Raw genomic sequence first — 21,392 nt, forward strand, 5'->3', positions numbered from 1 at the left:
TATTACGAGTACCGGTTCCGAAGCAACTACTCTCATCATTTTATCGAGACGCTTTCCAGCCTGATGCTTGCCTCCTGCACGACGATTTACACGTTAAACGAATACGGCATGCTTCGCGAGCGTAAGGTCCGGGCAGCAGCGGCATAAACAAAAACGGCCGGACCGGGATTTCCCCCAGTCCAACCGTTGTAAGTTTTGTTTTTTTCAATCTCGCTATCTTTGTTTGGCATCTCGCAGCGGCTTATTCAGAATTAGCGTGAATTACGCCTTTACGAATCTTGCCAGGAATCTTTCGAAGGCGGCCCGGCCCTCTTCGTCCGACTTGTACACGCCCGCGTCTTGAAGCACCGAGTAAAATATGTCACCGACGTCGGCTTGAAGGAGAAGGCTCACTGCTTGTTCGGAGCCGTCCGTTCCGTACCGGTCGACCAGCGTCGAAATCCAATCGGCATGTTTGTTCAAAGGGTGGTCGGCATCGGCAATCGCAGCCTCGTCGTAAGGCATTTTTCCCGTCAAAATATCAGAGATTCGGCTCAATTCGTCTTGCAAGCGGCCCGGAAGCACTGCCAACCCCATGACCTCGATGAGGCCGATGTTTTCTTTTTTAATGTGATGCAGCTCTTTATGCGGATGGAAAATGCCGTCCGGATGTTCGTCGCTTGTACGGTTGTTGCGAAGCACGAGGTCGAGCTCGTACGCGCCGTTGTCCTTAAACCGCGCGATCGGAGTGATCGTGTTATGCTCGACGCGCGCGCCGTCTTTCTCGCTGAAAGAGAATATATCCGCGGCGGGGTCGCTGTAACCGCGCCAATCCGCGAGAATTGCGGATGCGGCGTCCAACATCGCCTGGCGATTGCTGGACCGCAAGCGGAGAACGGACATCGGCCATTGCACGATTCCGAGAGAAACTTCGGGATGCTTGCCATATTCGCGCCATTCCGTCACAGGAGCCGTCTCCATAGGGAAGACGTGACGGCCTGCCTGGAAATGGTCGTGATTCAAAATCGAGCCGCCTACGATCGGCAAGTCGGCATTGGAGCCGATAAAGTAGTGCGGGAACTGCTCGACGAAATCCAGCAAACGGCTGAAAGTCGCCGGCGAGATTTTCATCGGGATGTGCTCGCCGCAGAAGACGATGCTGTGTTCGTTGTAGTACACGTATGGCGAGTACTGGAAGAACCAATCTTCACCCTGCAGCGTTAATGGCAGAATGCGCAAATTTTGTCTGGCCGGATGGTCCGGCCGTCCCGCGTAACCGACGTTCTCTTTGCACAGCAAACATTTCGGATAGTGGGATTGCGGCAGAGACTTGAGCAACGCAATTTCCCGCGGATCCTTCTCGGGCTTCGAGAGGTTTACCGTAATTTCGAGCTCGCCGTCCGGAGTGCGATGCTTCCAATATCCGTTCTTCTTGATCCGGTCCATGCGAATGTAGTTGGAATCGATGTTCAGCTTGTAGAACCAGTCCGTCGCGCGGGCGACGCCGCCCTCCGCCGTCAGCTCGCGGAAACGACGATTCGTTTCCGAAGGCCGCGGCATGAACAGCCCCATAATGCGGGCGTCGAATAGATCTCTATAGGTCAGCGTATCGTCGGGTACGAGTCCTTGTGCGGCAGCTGCATCAAGAAGCGGCTCGAGCAGAGGAACCGGGCTGTCCGGCAGCTCTTCCGCAGATGGCAGTTCTCCTTCCGCCGGCTCCTTCACGCCGTACAAATCGAGCAGACGATTGCGAGCGTCGTCCACGTCGAGCGAGTCGATCAGTCCTTGATGAAGAGCGAACGCCGTCAGCTTCTGAATCGCTCCCGCCAATTCACGCTCTTCCGCCGGTTCAGGGGTCGTTGTCGATCCGTTCATGCGATAATCCTCCCCTTGTTACTTTTTGTAGCCGTTCGGGTTCACGCGGTGCCACTCCCAAGCGCTCTTGACGATGGCTTCGAGCTTGTCGCGTTTCGGCGACCAGCCCAGCTCTTGACGCGCGCGATTCGAAGACGCGATCAGCACCGCCGGGTCTCCGGCTCTGCGAGCTTCGATCTTCGCCGGAATCGGATGGCCCGTCACTTCGCGCGATACGTCGATGACTTGCTTAACCGAGTAGCCGTTGCCGCTGCCCAAGTTGTAGATCGCGCTCTCTCCGCCTTGCCGAAGCCGTTCCAGCGCTAAAATATGAGCGTCCGCAAGGTCGCTGACGTGGATATAGTCGCGAATGCAGGTGCCGTCTTCGGTCGCATAGTCGTCGCCGAACACCGAGATGAACTCGCGCTGTCCCAGCGCGACTTGGAGCACGAGCGGCACGAGATGCGATTCCGGATTGTGGTCTTCGCCGATTTTGCCCGACTCGTGCGCACCCGCCGCGTTGAAGTAGCGCAGCGATACGAACTTGATGCCGTGGGCAACGTCGAACCAGCGGATCATTTTCTCCATCGACAGCTTGGTCTCCCCGTATGCGTTCGTCGGCACGGTCCGGTCGTACTCGTCGATCGGCACGCGTTCCGGCTCTCCGTAAGTGGCCGCAGTAGAAGAGAACACGATGCGGGATACGCCCGCTTTCTGCATCTGCTCGAGCAGGCACAGCGTTCCGTACACGTTGTTGTGATAGTACTTGCCCGGGTCCTTCATGCTCTCGCCGACGAGGGAATTCGCCGCGAAATGGATAACGCCGTCAATGTCGTTCTCTTGAAACACCTTCGCCAGGAATTCGCTGTCGCGCAGGTCCCCTTCATAGAACTTGCCGCCCAGCACCGCGTCCCTATGGCCTTGATACAGATTGTCGACGACGACGACCTGTTCTCCCTTTTCCAACAATGCCGCAACCGCATGCGAGCCGATGTAGCCCGCGCCTCCCGTAACCAATACCGCCATCGCTTACGCCTCCCCTTTCAGTTCTCCGACTCCGTCACCGATATCGCACACGTAGAACGCCGGCTTAAGACCGGTAGCGGCTTCGTATTTCTCGCCCACTTCGGAAATAAAGCGTTCCACGGAATCCTGGTGTACGAGCGATACTGTGCATCCGCCGAACCCGGCTCCCGTCATGCGCGAACCGAGCACGCCGGGCACCGAACGGGCCGCATCGACCATCGCGTCGAGTTCCTCTCCCGTCACTTCGTACAGATCGCGCAGCGAATCGTGCGAAGCGTTCATCAATTGGCCGAAAGCGGCCAAGTCATCCTTGTTCAGCACTTCGATGGAACGACCGACGCGGTCGATCTCTTCCACGACGTGGCGCGCCCGACGGCGAACCGTTTCGTCCGCGATCAGATGAGCGTTGTCCTCGAATTGCTGCAGAGTCAGCTGACCGAGCAGCGTCAGCTCCGGGAAAGCGGCGCGAAGATCCACAACCGCTTGCTCGCACTGCGAGCGACGCTCGTTGTACTTGGAATCGACCAGCCCGCGGCGTTTGTTCGTATTGCCGATGACCAGCTTATAATCGCCGGAGCGGAAGGGCACCAGTTCGTATTTAAGCGTGTCGCAATCGAGATGAATGGCATGGTCCTTGCGGCCGTTGGCCACCGCGAATTGATCCATGATGCCGCATTTGACGCCGATAAATTCGTTCTCCGCATGCTGCGACCAGAGCGCGATCTGCACCGTGTCCGTCGGCTTGCCTTCGAGAATCAGCAGGGCGTACGCCGTTACGACTTCGATGGAAGCGGAGGAGGATAGTCCCGATCCGTTCGGAATTTCGCCGTGATACAGAAAATTATATCCGCGGCTCAGTTCGATACCGCGCTGCTTCAGCTCCCACACGATGCCCTTCGGATAATTCGCCCAATCGTCTTCCTCGTTAAACGCGACTTCATCCAGAGAAACTTCCTTTTCCGCCGGGAAATTCGTCGACGCGAAACCAAGCCTGCGATCCTCGCGCGGAGCGATCAGCAGCGTCGTGCCGAACGTGAGCGCCGCCGGAAAAACGGCTCCTCCGTTGTAGTCGGTATGCTCGCCGATCAGATTAACCCGTCCAGGCGCCTGAAACGCCGTTATGATTGAAGCATCCCCGCCGAATTGCTCTACGAACCGCTTTTTCAACTCCGTAAGCTGTGCCATAAGGAATCCATCTCTCCTCCGATTAGTTCTTCGTTTGATCTTATTATAGCGATAATCCGGAGAAATCCGAAATGGCATGAAATGCTCATCATATGGAGAAATGTGACTTTCGGGAAAGGAAGATTAAAATTGTCATGGTATAATCAGATAAGATTGGGAAGAGTTACGGGGAAGTCACGAGGGGTTCGAGGCCTGAGGAAGAGAAGCCACAGGGAAATCACGAGGAGTTCGAGGCAAGAGAAGTCACGGGAAGAAAGGAAGCGTTACGATGGCCAAGCAAGCGACCTACCGCGTCGCGTCCAATCCCTTCGGATTTCGGAAGGGGGAGTTGACCGTTCTATTCGCCGGAGACAGCCAGACGAACACGCAGCACCGTATCGGGCCCAAGGTGGTCGATTATTATTTGCTTCATCACGTGCTGTCCGGTCGGGGGGTGTTTCGCATGGGAGACGTCGAGCTCGCGCTTGGGCCGGGGGACAGCTTCCTCATCTACCCGGGCAAATTGTTTCATTATGTATCGGATGAGATGAACCCGTGGAGGTATCGCTGGGTTGCTTTCTCCGGTTCGGGAGCGGAGGCGCTCGTAAGAGATGCGGGCTTCGATCCGGAACGGCCTTGGACGCATACGGGAGAAAATAAAACTCCGGGAGAGAGGTGCCGCGCGATCTTCGAAGCGTTCAGGGAACGAAGCGGTTCCGCGTCTCTCGCCGCATCGGGCCATCTGCATCTGCTGCTGGCCAGTCTTCGCGAAGCTTCCGGGGATTCCGCGCCGGCCCTTCCTCGCCCAGGCACGCATAGCGAAGAATTAGCCCGCCAAGTCATCGGCTACTTGTCCACGCAATACGCGGAACCGATCACCATCGAAGGGATGGCCGAGGCGCTGGGCTACAATCGCGCGTATTTGTCCCGCATGTTCAAGCAGCACGCCGGCGTTTCTCCGGCGACTTTCCTGACGAAGCTGCGCGTTGATCAGGGGAGGAGGCTGCTTCGCGAGCGACCGGAGCTCACGGTGGAGCAAATCGCTTCGTCGGTCGGCTTTCAGGATGCTCTGTACTTCTCCAAGCAATTCCGACGCTGGTACGCGCAATCGCCGACGGAGTACAGATCTGCCGTCGGCGATGCGTTGAAGAAGAAATAAAGCGAGCGAAGGGCGGTACAGATAAGTCGGCATGGGACAAGTGAGTCCGCGAGGGGACCGAGTCAATGAGCCGGGAAGTTACCAGGCGAATACAGGCTCCCATCTTCCCGCGACTTCCTTCGCATCGTTGAGGAACTCGTCGGGGAACGTCCGATCCAGCTTAAGCAACGTTTCGTCCGAAGCGCCGCCAATCCGCTTGAGCACAGCTTTGACGATGTGCGGCCAGGCCACCTCCGTACCGTCGGTTACCGCCAAGGCTACACCGATCCGCTCGCGCCGAAGCCCAAACGCGAATACGCCGTGCGCACCGCTCTTAGCGACGATGTTCGGATCTTCTAGCAGCAGGCTGGCCAGCCGGTAACGACCTTCGACGAGCTCGGGATAAGCGTTCATCGCCGCAGCCATCCGTCCCGCCGCTTCGGCCGCGCCGCGATTCGCGGCAAGCTCGGGAGAAGCGAGCCGTCCGTAAGCCAGGGCAAGCGAGCGCAGCGGCAGCGCGGCGACGGGAAAGCCGCAGCCGTCTTTGCCGATCGTCTCCTGCTCGCTTTCCACTTCCGCCCATAGCTTGATGCGGCGAATGATTTCCTGTTGCGCCGGATGACCCGGGCGGATGTAGCCTTCAAGCGGCCACCCCTTCAGCTTGCTCCAAGCCAACACGCCCAGATGCTTGCCTGCGCACGTATGAAACAGCTTGCGGGGTTTGCCTCCGGCAGCGACATATTCGTCTCTCGACCGCCGCCCTACCGGCAACGTAGGCTGGATGGCAAGCAATTCCTCGTCCAGCCCCGTTCGCGCAACGATCTCCTCCAGCACTTCCATCTGCTCGCGGCTTCCCCGGTGCGATGCCGCGAGCAGCGCCAAATGGCGCTCCTCGAAGCCGTAGGTTTGGGCCGTTCCGTCAAGCAGCGACGCGATCGCCTGAATCGGCTTGGCTGTCGAACGAACATAGACGGACTCTTCCGCGTCTCCGCACGCTTGCAGCATCTTACCGTCCTTCGCCGATACGACTGCTATCCTTCCTCTATGAACGTTTTCCGGCTTGCCGCCTCTATTCATAATCAACAGCGCAACGTCCGCCGGTATCAAATTCGTACTCATGACGACTGTTCATCCTTTCGATGTCTATGCCTGGCGCAGACAAAAAACCAGACGTCGCCGTCTGGATTTCGGTCGTCCCTATTTATAAGTATGCCCTCTCCGGTCGAATTTGGCGCTCGCTTAACGAATCGTTCCAGCGGCCTCCCTCTCCCGAGAAATTTCCGTTTCTTCCCCGAAATTCACCGCCTCGGCTACCAGATACAGCGGACGCCCTTTCGATTCCTCGTAGGTCCGGCCGATATATTCTCCCAGCACGCCAAGCAGCGATAGCGTAATGCCGTGAAACAGAAGGCTGATCGCGATCATCGAAGTCCAGCCCTGCGTCGTCGTGTCGGTGAACAAGCGCTGGTACAGCACGACGAACAGATAAACGAAACCTACGGCCGACAGCACGAAGCCGAGCACGCTGGCGATCTTGAGCGGCCTCGTGGAGAACGAGGTCATCGCGTCCAGCGACAGCCGGATCATTTTGCGCAGCGGATACTTCGTCTCTCCCGCGAACCGCTCGTCCCGTACGTAGTCTACCGAAGTCTGCTTAAATCCCGCCCAGCTGACAAGACCGCGAATGAAGCGGCTGCGCTCGCGCATCGAAGTCAACGCATCGCTTACCTTGCGGTCCATCAGGCGGAAGTCGCCCGTGTCCACGGGAATGTTCACGGAAGTCATCGAACGCAGCAGCCTATAGAAAGCCGCCGCCGTCAATTTCTTGAACCACGACTCCCCTTTCCTCTCAATCCGCTTGCCGTAGACGACATCGTAGCCTTCGCGCCACTTGGCGACCATGTCGGCGATCAGCTCGGGAGGGTCCTGCAAGTCGGCGTCGATCAGCACGACCGTTCTGCCGGACGCATGATCCATCCCGGCCGTCACTGCGATCTGATGGCCGAAGTTGCGCGAGAATTCCACCAGCTTGACGCGGCGGTCTTCGGCGCACAAGGAGCGTACGATGTCCGCCGTCCGATCGCGGCTTCCGTCGTTCACGAACACGATCTCGTACGTCTCCCCCAGTTTGTCCAGCACCGTCTTCAGACGGCGGTACGTAACCTCGATCACTTCTTCCTCGTTGTACATCGGAACGACAACGGAAAGAAAACAGCCTTTCTGCACGATTTAATCTCCCTTCAATCTTCGTGATCAAAAGCGGATTTAGAAGCCCCAGCTTGGAAGCCAGCGGATCATCACGTTCATCCATTCCCGGCTGATCGTTATTCCGGTATAGACCGGGTAGAACCAGACGAACAGCCCCGCCGCCGCGATTCCGAACGCAAGCGTCACTCTGCGCCCGTTGTAGCTGCGTTCCTCGAACCAACGGAGCATCCAGACGATGGACAAAATCAACAGCGGCACCATCGGGAAGTAATGATACAGGAACGTAATGCTTCGAGGCGCGATCATCCACGGGACGTAAAAGCTTAAGTAAGCGACCGTCAGCGTCAGCACGATACGATCTCTTCGCCTGAAGCCGAGCCACCATGACGCAAGCAGCGCCGCCAGTCCCCCCCACCAGATGAGCGGATTGCCAATCGCCGCGATGCTCTGGGCCTCGCCTTTGTCGAGATCCTTGCCGCCGTAGTACCAGACCGGTCGGAGCATGAGCGGCCAAGTATACCATTTCGAAGCGTAAGGATGATCTTCCTTGACGCCTTTGTGATAGTCGTACATATTTTTCTGGAACTGCCACAAGTCCTTGTAGCTGTCGTCCGCCTTCGTCGCCTTGATGAACGGCGCGTACGTCGCCGAATAGACTCCAACCGGAACCGCCACGTAGAAAATGACGCAAGCCATCAGCGTCAGCACGATGCGCCGCGCGGTATCGAAGTCGCCGGCCATCCGTCCTTCCCGCCAGCGGCGGACGAGCGCGAACGCCAGCAAAATCGCCAGTCCCGCTCCCCCGTACAGATAGTTCCACTTGACCGCCGCGGCCGCGCCGAAGAACAACCCGCTAAGCGCGAGATAGCCGAGCGCCCGCTTAAAGCCGCCGTTCTGCCACTTCGTCTCTCCGAACCGGTGCATGCCGTAAAACATCAGAATCGTAAACGTCACGCCCGAAATGTCCACGTTGGCCGAACGGGAATGCACGAGATGGAAACCTTCGAGCACAAGCAGCAGAGCCGCCAGCGCCGCGTATCTCGTCCGTCCGAACATTCCTTTGGCAACGGCGTAGAAGAGCGGCACCATCAGCGTGCCGACGATGCCGGCCATGAAACGCCAGCCGTAAGGAGTCATATCGAACATGCGAACGCCGACTTCGAGAATGATTTTGCCCAGCGGCGGGTGCGTGTTCTCGTACGGCTCCATCACCTCGATGAATTCGTAAGCCGTGCGACCGTGGTAAATTTCGTCGAAATACATGCTGTTGCGATAATCGTACCGATAAGGCGCCCATTGCTGCTCGTCGAACACCTCTTGGCCGCCGCCTTCCGAGCCCGCCGAATTGCCGCTTCCGGACTCGATGTTCATGACCGGAATCGGAATGGATTCGACGCCCTTCGTGAAGAATGCCGCTTCGTACAGACGATAGCCGGTACGAACGGTCGTAAACTTCATATAACGCGCCTCGACCGACTTGTCTTCCGACTTCCACGTAAATACGCGATTCGTCTTATGCTCGACTTTCGCATAGGATTCCCATTTTTGCCCGTCCAACGACCATTCGATATTCGTCTCGCCTTTGGCCCCGGGTCCCTCGTACAGGTTAAGCCTGTCGACCTTCCTAGCTTCGCCGAAATCGACGGTGAAATAATCCCCCGCCTTGCCCGGCATCCAGAACGTCTGGGGCGCGGTGCGGTTACCCAGATCGGTAAAAGTCATAATCGCTGAAATCGCGGTAAGAAGCACGACCAATATAAGGTCTAACGGCGTCCACCGCCGATCCTCGCGGTGATGGGAGGATGCCCTGCCCCATTGCACCGGAGCGGATCGGGCAGTCTCATGATAGTCCATTTCCGTCCTCGCTTTCGATTTTTACGACAGTTTTTTCCTGTCCCTATTGTAGACGAACCGTCGCTCTCTGGAAAGAGCGCGATTCATTTTGTCCAAATCGGGTAATTCAAATCAGGCACCGTATCATCCCTAATCAAGGAGGAATACGCTATGGCGGAAACGAAACAAGCGATTAAAGGAGTCGTGATCGGGGGCATGATCGGGGCGGCGGCCGCGCTGCTGCTCGCTCCCAAATCCGGCAAGGAGCTGCGCAAGGATATCCGGGACCGTTACTCGTCCGTGCAGGACCGAACGAAGCAGTTTGTCGCCGACGCCGGCGGCAAAACGCTGGAGCTGGCCCAGCAGGTCGGACGGAAAACGGCCGATATCGCGGACAAAACCCGTTCCATCTTGACCGAGGTCAAGGAAGAGATTCAAGAACAGGGCGCCAAAACGGTCGACAGCGTCCGCAACGGATCCATGGTCCAGGACTTCAAGGACATGCAGAAAATGGGCAAGGAAATGAAGCAAATGAAAACCGAAAGCGAGCTCGAAGAGGACGGACTCGTGAACGACCCTATCCAGAACCGATAAAATGAAGGAATGGCGGCGTAAGGGAAACGAATCCCTTCGCCGTCATTTTTCGTTGCCAAGCCACTTTTGAGATTGAAAATAAAAGAGCTGCCCCATACTGGATGGGACAACTCCTGCAGATTGCTTTGATTGCTCATGCGATGAAATCAAGAACGTCAGCCGCTTGCCTCATGCGGGACTTTGTCGGCCTCGAGCGCGGCCCGCAACGTATCGACGGTCGTATCGTCCTCCAGCAGCGCCGGGACGAACAACGGTTCGCAGTCTTCCTTCAAAAAGCTGGAGCCTTTCAAGTGATAGCCGTATTGCCGGGTCAGCTCGTACAGCTTGCAGAACTTCTCCGCCGCGTCCACGGCCTCCCCGAACTTGGAGTATACCGCCAGCTGATTGCCGAAGCCGAGCGGATTCACGCGGGAACAGATCGTCAGGTGGAACTCTCCGCCCTTCTCCAGTACGAACACGTCGCTCTCGGAAAATGCGATTTGATATTTGACAGTCATGTTCACCCTCTCCTTCTACGGAAGGATTAAAGCTTCCGTTACGGCTAATTACACCGTTCGGGAGAGGATGAAACGGGCCCCGCAGCTCCTTTTTCGCCCCTGCTTTACTCCAGCTTCCGGACGAACGGCTTCAGCTTGTCGATGGCCCGCTTCTGAATTCGGGAGATGCTCATCTGCGATACGCCGAGCTTGTCCGCGATCGTTCGCTGGGACAGTCCGGCTTCGAATACGAGGTCCAGCACCGTCCGCTCCTCCGGCTGAAGATGCTCCATCGCCTCCCGGAGATCGAGCTTCCGCTCCAGCGCTTCATAGTCGTCGGAGGGGGACCCGATCAGATCCCCAAGGACGGCCGCGTTGTCGTCGTCCGTCGTCGGCGTGTCGAGCGATACGTAATGGTATAAGTCCCTCCCGGCCAAAATCTCCAGCGTCTCTTCGACTCCGATGCCGAGCCGCTCCGCGATCTCCTCTACGTTCGGAGACCGCTCCAGCTCGGTCGTCATCTCGTCGATCGTATTTTGAACGACCAAGCTCATCTCCTTGATCCTTCTCGGCACTTGGATGTACCAGGATTTGTCCCGCAGGTAGTTTTTCATATGGCCGATCATGCTCTTCATCGCGTAAGGCTCGAACGGCATGCCGAGGTTCGGATCGAACTGCTTCAGCAGCCGGAACAGGGACATCTGGCCGACCTGAAACAGATCGTCGAACAGATCCGGCCGATTCCGCGACATCTTGTTCGCCGCCACTTTGACCATCGGCTCGTAATGCCTGATCAGCTTCTCGGCCAATTCGGCGCATAACGTTCGCTGATACTCCAGCAGTATCGCAATCGCGTCGTCGGGCAGACGCTCGGAATGGGATACGCTCATGCAGTCTCTTCGGAGGCCAGCCTTTTCTTAGATAACGTAACCGCGGTTCCGCCGTCCTGCTTGACTTCCACGCGGTCCATCAGCGCCTGCATCAGATATAGCCCCAATCCGCCCGACTGGATCTCGTCGATTTCTTTGCCGTGCATTACAGGCGCTTCCTTGCTCTCGTCGACGACGAAGCTTTTGCCGAAGTCCTTGACCGTAATGACCAACTCTTCGCCTAACGTCTGGAACGTCACTTCGATGTTCCCGCTCAGGTCCCCGTATGCATGCAGAACCGCATTGTTGCACGCCTCGGATACCGCAACCTTCATGTCTTCGATTTCCTCGAACGTGAACTTGAGCTTGGTCGCGATTCCGTACAGGGTCAGACGAACCAGGTCCACGTACTCGGGCAGCGCGGGAATGCTTAACGTAACGACTCTTTCGTTTACCATGGAATCTATCCTCATTCCTCTCTTCGTACTCATATCGACGATTCCGGCTTCATCAGAAATGGAGTTATTCCCGTCATATCGAACAGCTTGCGGATATGGGAAGGAATATGTACGACGTCGAACGATACGTTGCGCGCGTGAAGCGCCTTGGCCAGGGAAATCAAAATCCCGATGCCGGTGCTGTCGATGTATTTCAACTGTTGGATATCCAGGGTAATCCTTCTGTCCGCTTGCTCGATCAACGAGTTCAGAGCCGCGCGCATGCGGCTTGCGGCCTCCAGGTCGAATTCGCCCCCGATGTGTACGATCGTCCGGTCTTCCGTATGCTCCGTTCGGAGCGAAAGTTTCTCCATTGGCATGTACAATTTCCCCTCGCTTCTCGTAAAAATAACTCTCCAATCCTGTTATAACCCGTATTCGCCAAGATTGAAACAGGCCGAATAACGGTTAACGGATGCGGAAACCTAATCTGGATCGGAGGAGAATCGTTATGTCCTTGTATTTCGGGTCTTTGTACTGGCCGAATTCGTTGGCCCAACCTGTCAGCTATCCCGAATTGCGCGGCGACATCAACGCAAGGGTCGTCGTCATCGGCGGCGGAATGTCCGGGGTGCTCTGCGGTTACGTCCTGGCCGCCGGCGGCATCGAGACGGCGCTGATCGAGCAGCAGCGCATCGCTTCCGGAAGCACGTCCGCCAATACCGGCCTGCTTCAGTATTCCAACGATACGATGCTGAGCGAGTTTGCGCGGACGCTGGGAGAAGCGGACGCCGTGCGGTTCTATCGGGCCTGCAAGCATGCCGCGGAGAAAATCGCCGATATCGCGGAGAAGCTGCCCCGAGACGTCGGGTTCAAACGGCGCAGCAGTCTCTATTATGCGTCCAAGGACGGCGATGCGGACGCCCTTCGCGAGGAATACGAGACGTTGTCCCGGAATGGCTTCGATGCCGAGTGGTGGGACGAAGAGCGGATCGCGGCGCACTTTCCGTTCCGTAAAGCGGCAGCGATCGTCACTCGCGGCGACGCGGAGCTTAATCCGTACCTCTTCGTGCACGCGCTGGCCGAAGAAGCGGTCAAACAAGGCTTGCGGCCGTATGAGCATACGAAAATGCTCGATGTTCGGCCGGCGGAGCGCGGCTATGTCGTGCGGACCGACAACGGCTCGATCGAAGCGGAGCATGTTGTGTACGCCGTCGGGTATGCGCCGGAAACGGCCGGCGGACGCTGGGTGAAAGCCAGGCTCAAACGCTCTTACGCGATCGTGACGAACCCGCTTCCGTCTCTGGCGGAATGGAACGAGCGGATGTTGATCTGGGAGACGGACAGACCTTATTTGTATGCCAGAACGACGGGGGACAACCGGATCATTATCGGAGGATTGGACGAAAACGTTCGCCAGCCCCTGCTCTCGGAGCAAGAGCTGCGCGCGCACTCGATGCGATTGCTGTCCGAGCTTCGTCAGTTGTTTCCCGGCTATTCTCCGGAAATTCGCTGGGAGTGGAATGCGACGTTCGGGGAATCGGCGGACGGACTGCCCTGGCTCGGCGAAGATCCCGAACGCCCCGGTCAGCATTATTGCCTGGGATACGGAGGAAACGGGACGATCTACAGCTGCATGGGAGCGGAAATCATACGCGACCGTATTCTCGGCTTGCCGAACCCGATCGGGCGCATCGTCCGTCCGGATCGCGCCGTCGCCGCCTCCGTGTGATCCGGCTCTTCGCCAAGCAGCCCCTTGGCGCTCCGCGTATCGCGGTAAATCGCCAAGGGGCTGCCAGGCCGTCTATGTCTGTTCGTGATCCGAGTCTATTCGTCGTCCAGTCCGTCCGTGTATCGTCAACGCTTGTGCGCAAGTCTCTCGTCGCTATCTACGCGACGACCCGTCAGTCCGGCGTTGTCGCGCCCGCCTGATCGAGAATGCGGCGCGCACCGATCTCTCGCGAATCGTCAACGACGAGCAAATATCCGCCGCTGTCGATCGCTTCGGCGCATGATCCGCAATAACGCTCCGGAATTCCGATTGCCGCCAGCACGTCCTCGGTTCCGTCGTTGCCGCCGACGTCGCTCGCCGCTACCACGACTCCGGGGGCCGCGTTTCCTACCGTCAAGTTGCCCGCGGGATAGGCGGATAGCGGAGCGACGCCGGCCACCCACTCTTCGTCGTAATCGCGGCGCCGGGTCGCCTGGATTTCGTACAGTTCCTCCAGGTTCACGTCGGGACTGGACGCAAGCAGCGGGGCGTTCTCCCGGTTGCCGACGACGACGCGGACGTCCGCCGGCTCGGCTCCGGCCTCCCGAAGCATCCGAATCCCTTCCAGCACCCGATCCTCCTGACCGAATATTCCTACGTTAACCGTCATAAGTATCCCTCCGTTCAAGTCGGATTTTGACTTCATCATTGGTATACCCTGAGCGGCGCGCTTTGAACCGGCGAACGGCTCACAGCAGCTTGCGGTAGATCCGATGCGTATCGTTCCACGTCTCGTAACGTTCCGCCATCGGCGTAAACGCGAGCGACTCCTTGCCTCCCAGCACGAGAAATCCTCCGGGGGCCAAGCTCTCGTAAAACAATCCATGCACCTGATTCGTCAGCTGCGGATTGAAGTAAATCATGACGTTGCGGCAGAAGACGACATGAAACTCGTTAAAGGAGCTGTCCGTCACCAGATTGTGGCGGGCGAATACGATTTTCTCCCGTAGAAAAGGCTTGAGCATTACGATGCCGTGATTGGAGGCGTAATAAGCGGAAAAATCCCGCTTCCCTCCGGCCGCTTGGTAATTTCTCGTATACTGCTTCATCCGGTCGATCGGAATCATGCCGTCCCGCGCTCTCTGCAAAGCGTCCTCGTTAATGTCCGTCGCGTAGATTCGCGTCTTGTCGAGCAGCCCTTCCTCGTGCAGCAAGACGGCCAAAGAGTATACTTCTTCTCCGGTCGAGCAGCCCGCATGCCAGATACGGACGAACGGAAGCCGCCGCAGCACCGGGGCGACGTCTCTGCGAAAGGCCAGAAACATCTCCGGATCCCGGAACAGCTCCGTCACGGGAATGACAAGATCGCTCAGCAGCCGACGGAAGGCGTCCGGGTCGCGCAGAACGCTGCCAAGCAGCGAGGAGATGTCGGGCAGCCCTTCCAGCTTGAGCCGATGCCGGATGCGACGGTAGATGGACGGATGCGCATAATTGCGAAAATCGTAGCCGTACCTCTGATAGATGCCTTCCAGCAGCAGGGCGGTCTCTATTCTCTCCAGCTCGTCGTCCTGGCCGTTCCGGTCGTTCCGATTATCCCGTTCCGTCATCGGTGCAGCCACACTCTCATCAAGGATAGCAACTGGTCCGTGTTCACCGGCTTCGTGATGTAGTCGGACGCTCCCGCTTCGATGCATTTGTTGCGGTCGTCCTTCATCGCCTTGGCCGTGAGCGCGATGACGGGCAGATTGCTCCACTCCGGATTTTGGCGGATGCGTCTCATCGTCTCGTACCCGTCCATCTCGGGCATCATAATGTCCGTGAGCACCAGGTCGATGGCCGGCTCCGTCTCCAGCTTGCCCAGTGCTTCGATTCCATTCTCCGCGGTCAGCACCTTCATGCCGCGATGCTCCAGCACCCCGGACAGGGCGAACACGTTGCGCACGTCGTCGTCGACCAGCAAAATCGTCTTGCCCTCGAACGCATCCTCGCCCCGGTTCAGCTTGCCGAGCAGCTTGCGCTTGTCCTCCGGCAAGTCGGCTTCGACCCGATGCAGGAACAGCGCCGTCTCCTCCAGCAGACGCTCCGGAGATCTGACGTTCTTCAGCACGATCGAATCGGCGAAATACCTCATTTTCCTCAGTGTCCGTTCATCGTCTTCACTGTCCGAATGAACGATCACCGGAATTTTCAGCAGCTCGGCGGATTGCTGCATCTTCCTCAGCAGCTCGACGCCCGTTCCGTCTGGAAGACCGGAATCCATCACGATGCAGTCGAACGTCTCTTCCTGGAGCCTCTCCCAAGCGTCATCCGCATCGCCTACGGCGGTAACGGCTACGTCGTCGTGAACGATGAGCTCGGTCAGGCTACGTCGCGTCTCCTCGTCCCGCTCGATCAGCAGCAGGCGCTTGGGCATCCGGTCGAGCACCTCGCGGATGCTCACGAACACTTTCTCCAACTGCTCCCTCGTAGCGGGCTTCCGGAGATGGTCGATCGCGCCCATGCGCAATCCGTGCGTGGACTGCTCGGTCACGGAGATGACGTGCACCGGAATGTGGCGCGTCGCCGGATCGTTCTTCAGCGCGCTCAGGACGGACCAGCCGTCCGTCACCGGAAGCTGGATGTCGAGCAGAATCGCGTCGGGCTTGATCGCCTTCGCCGCTTCCAGCCCTTCGTCCCCCTGCAGCTCGACGATCGCCTTGAAGCCTCGCGAGCGTGCCATCTCAAGCAGCACCTTGGCGAAGTTGACGTCATCCTCGACGATCAGCAGCACTTTGTCTTCCGGCTCCAGGGACCCCCGGTCGTCCTCGGGCCTGCCCGCCGGTTCGGGGCCGTCCGGCTGCTCCGCCGCGACCGCCGTTAATTCGGCCGCGGCGTCAGCCGGATGCGAAGCGGCGTATTCAGCGCCGCCGTTCGCCGATTGGGCTGCGCCCGTCGGCCCCGAATAGGTTTCGGGAACGACGAGCGTGAACGAGCTGCCCTTGCCGGGTTCGCTCTCCAGATGAATCCAGCCTCCGAGCAGATGGGCGAGCTCCCGGCTGATCGTCAGTCCCAGTCCCGTGCCTCCGTATTTGCGGCTCGTCGTCCCGTCCGCTTGGCGGAACGCCTCGAAGATCAACTCGCTCTTGTCCTCCGCTATTCCGATGCCCGTGTCCGCTACCGACAGCGCAACGTATGCCGCCCCCTCGTCCATTCTGGCCGGGTCCAGCTCGCGCGGATGAGGTCTGCGCAGCGTTAGCGACACCGACCCCGCTTCCGTGAATTTGATCGCATTGGACAGCAGGTTGCGCATAATCTGCTTCAGCCTGTAGCCGTCCGTCCGGATCGACTCCGGAACTTCGCCCTCGCGGGCAAAACCGAACGACAGCCGCTTGGCGTCGGCGAGCGGCCGGTGCTGGTGCTCCAGGAATGCCCACAGATCGTCCAGAACCATCCATTCCGGCTGAACCTCCATCTTGCCCGCGTCCATCTTCGACAAGTCCAAAATTTCGTCGATCATCTTCAGTAGGTCGGTGCCCGACAGATGAATCGTCTTCATGTACTCCTGCTGCTTCTCCGTCAAGTTGCCTTCACGGTTTTCCGTCAGGAACTCCGACAGAATGAGCAGGCTGTTCAGCGGGGTTCTCAGCTCGTGCGACATGTTCGCCAGAAACTCCGACCTGTATTTCGTCGTCAGCGCAAGCTGCAGAGCTTGGCGTTCCAGCTCGGCGTTCGCCTGCGCGATCTGCTTGTTCTGCAGCTCCATGCGCTCTACATGCTGCTCCAGCGCAACCGTCTTGAGCGTCAGCTCCCGGTTGGCGTGCTCCAGCTCTTCCTGCTGCTGCTGCAGCCGCTGCTCCGATTTCTTCAAGTCGCTCTGGCGCTTCTCCAGCTTGTCGTTCGTCTCCCGCAATTCCTCCTGCTGGCATACCAGCTCCTCGGATTGAACCTGCAGCTCTTCGGTCATCGCCTGCGATTCCCTCAGCAGTTCCTCCACGCGGCGACGGGAACGGATATTGTTCAGAATCGTGCCCAGCTTCTCGCACAGCGCTTCCAGAAGCTCACGGCTCTCGGGAGTGAAGGACGTGAAGGATGCCAGCTCGACGACTCCGATGACCGCATCGTCGTATACGACCGGATACACGATCAGGCTTCCCGGCTCGATCTCCCCGAGTCCGGAACCGATCTTGAAATAACCGCTCGGCACCTGATCGACCGCGATCGGCCTGGCGTCCCGGAAGCATTGCCCGGCCAGCCCTTCTCCGGAGCGTATCGCCGTCGGAACGGCGGCGCCTTCCCCGCCGTCTCCCGTCGCCGTCGCGTAAGTTCCCGCCAGCTCCAGACGAGAGTCGTCCGCGGAAGACTCGGACAAGTAGATCAAGCCGTGGGAGGCGCCGAGCACAGGGGCGAATTCGGCGACGAAGGACTGGGCGACGCTCTTCGCATCGGAGCCCTCCTGCAGCAGCTCCGTCACCCGGGCCAGTTGGGCGTTGATTCTGGCCTGCCTCTTCTGAACTTCCGCCAACCGGGCCTCGCGCTCGTTCTTCTCCTGCAAATCCAAGGCGATTCGCTTGAACAGAAAAGCCAGCTCGCCCAGCTCGTCCTTGCTCTGGACTTCGATGCGGGCGAAGCTGCGCAGCCGCCCTCTGGAGAACCGATCCGCCATTCGTCCGAGCAGGTTCAGTCCCCGGTTAATGCTCGGAAACACCCACATTACGATAGCCAGTCCCAGCAGCAGTCCGATCGCCGTCAACGCGGCGACCATCCGTACCGACCAATCGTACGTCGTCTTGGAATCCGCCATTTCCTCCCGCAAGGAAATTTCCTGAACGGACACGAGCTCGTCCATCAGATCGATGACGTCGCGCTGTTCGCCGCGCAGCTTGTCGGCATACAGCTGCTTCGCTTCTTCGATCCTGCCCTCGTTGACGTAGGCGATAAACTGCCTGACCGAGACCCCGTACTGTTCGGTGAGCTGCTCGATCTTGCCGATCAAGTCGAGTTCTCCCGCTCCGAGCTGCATGTTTTCCAGGATGCGGTATTGCCGCTCGGCGTCCCCGAGCCTTCTGGCGATGTCCGCCACCCCTTGGGACGGGTCCTGGTCGCCGATCATCATATCGTTCATAATGCGGCCGGAGGCGTTCACTTCGCCGCGCACCGCCAGCGCGATTTTGACTTTCTCGAATCGGTTGTCGTAAAAAAGCTCCAGCGAGCTGTTCATCCGGGTAAGCTGCGAATACCCGAATAAGGTGATTCCGGCAAACAACAGCAGAAGCAATGTGTAACCGATGCCTAATTTCGTTTTGATTTTCATGAATGGACTCTCCTCGGACTCAGTTCAATCTTGACGAGGCAGCGATCGTCGGACCTCTCGTCGAGCGATTCGCGCCGAACGAGCCGCTCAAGCTCCGCCTCGCCTTCGAAGCGGCGCAGGAAAGCGGCCAACTGTCCGAGCCGATCCTCGTCCTCTCCTTCGAACGAACCGAGGATGCCGTCGGTGAACAAATACACGGCGTCTCCGGGTGACAGCGCCAGCGTTCTGGGCGTCAGATCCAGCTTGTCGAACAGGCCCAGCGGGGGACAGCTTACGGGAAGCTTGTCCGGATGCCCGCCTCCGGAACGATACACGAACCCGGGCGGATGCCCCGCGTTGATGTAATTCAGCTTGCCGACTTCCAGATCGATCGTCGCGTAGATGCCTGTGCAATAGTAATGGACGAGTTCGTTCTCCCACTGCAGACCCATCAGCCGCCGGTTAAGCTCCTTGAATACGCGCTCCGGCGACCATAACGTCCTCATCGACTCCTTCAAAATCGAAGCGATGAACATGCTGACCAGCGAAGAGGAAATGCCGTGCCCCATCGCGTCGATGACCGCGACTCCCCAGCGGCTGTCGTCGATCCGATGCCAGGCGTACAGATCCCCGGCAAGCTCCTCTGAAGCCTGATAATAGGCCCGGATACGGATACGGGAATCTTCCACCTCGTCCGGCAGCACAGACTCCTGCACTTGGCGGGCGAGCTGCAGCTCCTGCCGAAGCCGGTAGTCGCGCTCCTTGTGCCAGTCCAATTCCCGCTTCAGCTTCAGCGCCGAGCGAATTCTGGCGAACAGCTCGATCTTGTTGATCGGCTTCGTAACGAAATCGCTCGCGCCGGCGTCGAGCGCCTCCGCCAGCTTCACGGAGTCGCCGACTGCCGTCACCATAATAACCGGGATGTCCTTGTACCGGGCGTCCGCCTGCAAGCGGCGGCAAGCCTCGATCCCGTCCATCTCCGGCATCATCAGATCGAGCAGAATCAGGTCAACTTGCGGCATTCCCGGCAAGCTTCCGTCCTCTTCTCCCGCGAGCAAGCGGAACATCTCCGCCGCCGAGTGGGCGGTGCGAAGCCGCTTGTACCCTTCCCGTTTGAGCATTTCCTCGATGACGAGCACGTTCATGGCATTGTCGTCTACGATTAACACGGTCATTTTCCCCGTCATCTTCTCCGCTCCTTGGTAACCCATTCGATTTGGAACCTTCCCCAAACAACAAACGCGAATAAGGAATGAGCGGCGGAATTCCGCCCTCATTCCTTATTCCCGCTTGCTCCCGGGTTATTGGCGAGCCATTACCAGCACCTTGCCTTTATCCAATTCGGATTCGTACATGCTCGCTTCGAACGAGTTGAATCCCATCGATTCGATCTTGCTGCGAAGGGCATCGCCTCGGTTGCGAAATAAATTCGCCATCGTATCGAACATTCCTTCTTCCGCGATGCCGACCGTATTGGCGGAGGCCGCGTCGGCCAGACGATTCGTGCGGCCGCTGTCGTGGGTGAGCACGTAGATGTCCTCTTCCTCGTATCCTTGACGATGCAGATCGTTCACCACTTCGAACGCTTCCAGCCCGTTGTTTACAAGTTTAGCATAGGCTTTCATTTTGCTCTCCTCCTTTTTTCTTCCACCGTGGTCTACTCTTGATATAAACCGCTGTCTATCTATTGAAACAAACAGTTTGTTAACGATTGTCAGCATTCCGCGCCGAACAGATCCAGCGATACGAGCTCGCCCCGGTCGTCGACGAACACTTTGATCGCCTCGTCGCCGTTCAAGACTCCCCAGCCGTCCTCCGCTTCGAACTCGGGTTGGCCCAGAGCTTGGCGCAGATCGGCGTCTTCCAGAAGCAGCTCCCGCCCGTTCAAGTTCGCGCGTCCGGCGTTCGCGGTCACCTGAACGAACGACACCGCGCCCTCGCACAGCCCGACATTCCTGCCGTCGTCGTAGCTCCAGATCGCGCACTCCCGATGCCATTCGTCTTCCCCGATCGCTCCCGGCCGGCCCCACGCGGCCGCGACCTTCCATTCGTCATCTCCCAGCGCGACGCCGTCCAGCTCCCACCGGGGGACGACGGGCTGAGGATGAACGACCGCCGCGGGGGCCGCGGAGGAGGGCGCCGGCCCTCCATTCAGAAGAGAAGACAGCAGCAACAGCCATGAGATCCACATCAGAGCCCCTCCTTCGCTTGCGAATAAGGCCTTTTGACGCCGAACTCCTTGTCCTTCCTTAGACGGGTGACGATTCGGGAGCCGATGGCCGCCCACCGCAGCCAATTCGGAACCGTCCCCGCCTCATCTTCGGACGTCGCGGCTTGTTTGCGGACGGCGTTCGACAGGCTTCGAGTCGCCTCGCGAGCCGTCCCGGTCAGCTCGCCCAGCATCGCCCCGACGTCCTGGACCGCCCGGAAGAGAGGATCGGTCGACCGCAGCTTGAGCTTGACGTCCGAAGCCACGTCGTTGACGCTGACCGCCAGCCTGCTCACCTCGTCTTGCAACTCCTCCACCGTTTCCTTCACTTCCTTAAAAGCCGACTGGGCGGTAATGAGAGACTCCCTCGCCGTTCTGAGCAGCGAGATCAGAAAGCCGCACAGAACGATGAACGCCAGCGCCGCGAGCGCCGCGCTCCACGCCAATATATCGTTGCTGTCCATATCCGATTCCTCCTTCATCTGCAGCAGGTGCTACCGTTCGTTAACCCGCTCGCCGGCTATCCGAAACAACAAGCCCCGGATTCAGCCCCGTCCCGGCGGGGTAACCAAGCATTAACGCCAAGCGCGGAGCGGCGTCTCCAGCAAGCTGCAGCCGCGCGAAC

The 21,392-nt window shown here is 58.6% G+C and carries 20 protein-coding genes; 3 read left to right on the forward strand and 17 right to left on the reverse strand.

The window, feature by feature from the left end; translation table 11 throughout:
- Positions 1-261: 261 nt before the first annotated feature.
- The 3 genes from B0G52_RS20535 to B0G52_RS20545 are packed head-to-tail and all read right to left on the reverse strand — an operon-like array spanning position 262 to position 4,044.
- Positions 262-1,854 (reverse strand): UDP-glucose--hexose-1-phosphate uridylyltransferase, encoded by a 1,593-nt coding sequence (locus tag B0G52_RS20535; protein WP_094047262.1) that lies wholly within the window; start codon positions 1,852-1,854, stop codon positions 262-264.
- Positions 1,855-1,872: 18 nt separating this feature from the next.
- Positions 1,873-2,859: a UDP-glucose 4-epimerase GalE gene (gene galE, locus B0G52_RS20540; protein WP_094047263.1), complete on the reverse strand. Its 987-nt coding sequence runs from the start codon at positions 2,857-2,859 to the stop codon at positions 1,873-1,875.
- A gap of 3 nt (positions 2,860-2,862) precedes the next feature.
- A complete protein-coding gene (locus B0G52_RS20545) occupies positions 2,863-4,044 on the reverse strand; it encodes a galactokinase (protein WP_094047264.1) in 1,182 nt (393 codons plus the stop codon).
- 268 nt (positions 4,045-4,312) lie between these two features.
- Between B0G52_RS20545 and B0G52_RS20550 the strand changes: the two genes are divergently transcribed.
- On the forward strand, positions 4,313-5,182 hold the full coding sequence (locus B0G52_RS20550) for an AraC family transcriptional regulator (protein WP_094047265.1): 870 nt from the start codon (positions 4,313-4,315) through the stop codon (positions 5,180-5,182).
- Between the two features lie 78 nt (positions 5,183-5,260).
- Here the strand turns inward: B0G52_RS20550 and B0G52_RS20555 are convergent, their stop codons facing one another.
- The 3 genes from B0G52_RS20555 to B0G52_RS20565 all read right to left on the reverse strand — a co-directional run bounded on the left by B0G52_RS20555 (position 5,261) and on the right by B0G52_RS20565 (position 9,223).
- Positions 5,261-6,280 carry an asparaginase gene (locus tag B0G52_RS20555; RefSeq protein WP_094047266.1) on the reverse strand — a complete coding sequence of 340 codons (1,020 nt, stop codon included), beginning with the start codon at positions 6,278-6,280 and terminating at the stop codon, positions 5,261-5,263.
- A gap of 120 nt (positions 6,281-6,400) precedes the next feature.
- The gene (locus B0G52_RS20560) at positions 6,401-7,387 is read right to left on the reverse strand and encodes a glycosyltransferase family 2 protein (protein ID WP_094047267.1); all 987 of its coding nucleotides are present in this window, start codon (positions 7,385-7,387) and stop codon (positions 6,401-6,403) included.
- A 39-nt stretch (positions 7,388-7,426) separates the two neighbouring features.
- On the reverse strand, positions 7,427-9,223 hold the full coding sequence (locus B0G52_RS20565) for a phospholipid carrier-dependent glycosyltransferase (protein WP_094047268.1): 1,797 nt from the start codon (positions 9,221-9,223) through the stop codon (positions 7,427-7,429).
- 150 nt (positions 9,224-9,373) lie between these two features.
- On the opposite strand from B0G52_RS20565, the gene B0G52_RS20570 reads away from it, so the two are divergent.
- Positions 9,374-9,796 (forward strand): YtxH domain-containing protein, encoded by a 423-nt coding sequence (locus B0G52_RS20570; RefSeq protein ID WP_094047269.1) that lies wholly within the window; start codon positions 9,374-9,376, stop codon positions 9,794-9,796.
- Positions 9,797-9,951: 155 nt separating this feature from the next.
- Here B0G52_RS20570 and B0G52_RS20575 read toward each other — a convergent pair whose 3' ends face one another.
- The 4 genes from B0G52_RS20575 to B0G52_RS20590 all read right to left on the reverse strand — a co-directional run bounded on the left by B0G52_RS20575 (position 9,952) and on the right by B0G52_RS20590 (position 11,958).
- Positions 9,952-10,293 (reverse strand): hypothetical protein, encoded by a 342-nt coding sequence (locus B0G52_RS20575; RefSeq protein WP_094047270.1) that lies wholly within the window; start codon positions 10,291-10,293, stop codon positions 9,952-9,954.
- A gap of 104 nt (positions 10,294-10,397) precedes the next feature.
- On the reverse strand, positions 10,398-11,162 hold the full coding sequence (locus tag B0G52_RS20580; protein ID WP_094047271.1) for a sigma-70 family RNA polymerase sigma factor: 765 nt from the start codon (positions 11,160-11,162) through the stop codon (positions 10,398-10,400).
- Entirely contained in the window at positions 11,159-11,599 is a 441-nt protein-coding gene (rsbW, locus tag B0G52_RS20585; RefSeq protein ID WP_094047272.1) for an anti-sigma B factor RsbW, read from the reverse strand. The genes B0G52_RS20580 and rsbW overlap by 4 nt, the downstream gene beginning before the upstream one ends.
- A gap of 29 nt (positions 11,600-11,628) precedes the next feature.
- Positions 11,629-11,958, reverse strand: a complete 330-nt coding sequence (locus tag B0G52_RS20590) for an STAS domain-containing protein (protein ID WP_094047273.1) — start codon at positions 11,956-11,958, stop codon at positions 11,629-11,631.
- 131 nt (positions 11,959-12,089) lie between these two features.
- On the opposite strand from B0G52_RS20590, the gene B0G52_RS20595 reads away from it, so the two are divergent.
- Positions 12,090-13,310 (forward strand): NAD(P)/FAD-dependent oxidoreductase, encoded by a 1,221-nt coding sequence (locus tag B0G52_RS20595; RefSeq protein ID WP_094047274.1) that lies wholly within the window; start codon positions 12,090-12,092, stop codon positions 13,308-13,310.
- Positions 13,311-13,482: 172 nt separating this feature from the next.
- On the opposite strand, the gene B0G52_RS20600 is transcribed toward B0G52_RS20595, so the two are convergent.
- From B0G52_RS20600 to B0G52_RS20630, 7 genes are all read right to left on the reverse strand, one after another.
- Positions 13,483-13,959, reverse strand: coding sequence for a hypothetical protein (locus B0G52_RS20600; RefSeq protein ID WP_094047275.1), 477 nt, complete (start codon positions 13,957-13,959; stop codon positions 13,483-13,485).
- Positions 13,960-14,038: 79 nt separating this feature from the next.
- Positions 14,039-14,896, reverse strand: a complete 858-nt coding sequence (locus B0G52_RS20605; protein ID WP_094047276.1) for a CheR family methyltransferase — start codon at positions 14,894-14,896, stop codon at positions 14,039-14,041.
- Complete coding sequence (locus tag B0G52_RS20610; RefSeq protein ID WP_094047277.1) at positions 14,893-18,579, reverse strand: response regulator; 3,687 nt, start codon at positions 18,577-18,579, stop codon at positions 14,893-14,895. Before B0G52_RS20610 ends, B0G52_RS20605 begins: the two co-directional genes overlap by 4 nt.
- The gene (locus B0G52_RS20615; protein ID WP_233162878.1) at positions 18,576-19,769 is read right to left on the reverse strand and encodes a PP2C family protein-serine/threonine phosphatase; all 1,194 of its coding nucleotides are present in this window, start codon (positions 19,767-19,769) and stop codon (positions 18,576-18,578) included. Before B0G52_RS20615 ends, B0G52_RS20610 begins: the two co-directional genes overlap by 4 nt.
- Before the next feature lie 90 nt (positions 19,770-19,859).
- Complete coding sequence (locus B0G52_RS20620; protein WP_094047278.1) at positions 19,860-20,183, reverse strand: YflT domain-containing protein; 324 nt, start codon at positions 20,181-20,183, stop codon at positions 19,860-19,862.
- A gap of 89 nt (positions 20,184-20,272) precedes the next feature.
- Positions 20,273-20,749: a hypothetical protein gene (locus B0G52_RS20625; RefSeq protein ID WP_094047279.1), complete on the reverse strand. Its 477-nt coding sequence runs from the start codon at positions 20,747-20,749 to the stop codon at positions 20,273-20,275.
- The gene (locus B0G52_RS20630; RefSeq protein WP_158223802.1) at positions 20,749-21,231 is read right to left on the reverse strand and encodes a DUF948 domain-containing protein; all 483 of its coding nucleotides are present in this window, start codon (positions 21,229-21,231) and stop codon (positions 20,749-20,751) included. Before B0G52_RS20630 ends, B0G52_RS20625 begins: the two co-directional genes overlap by 1 nt.
- Between the last annotated feature and the right edge of the window lie 161 nt (positions 21,232-21,392).

The organism is Cohnella sp. SGD-V74 (genome assembly GCF_003001675.1).
GTDB lineage: Bacteria > Bacillota > Bacilli > Paenibacillales > Paenibacillaceae > Cohnella.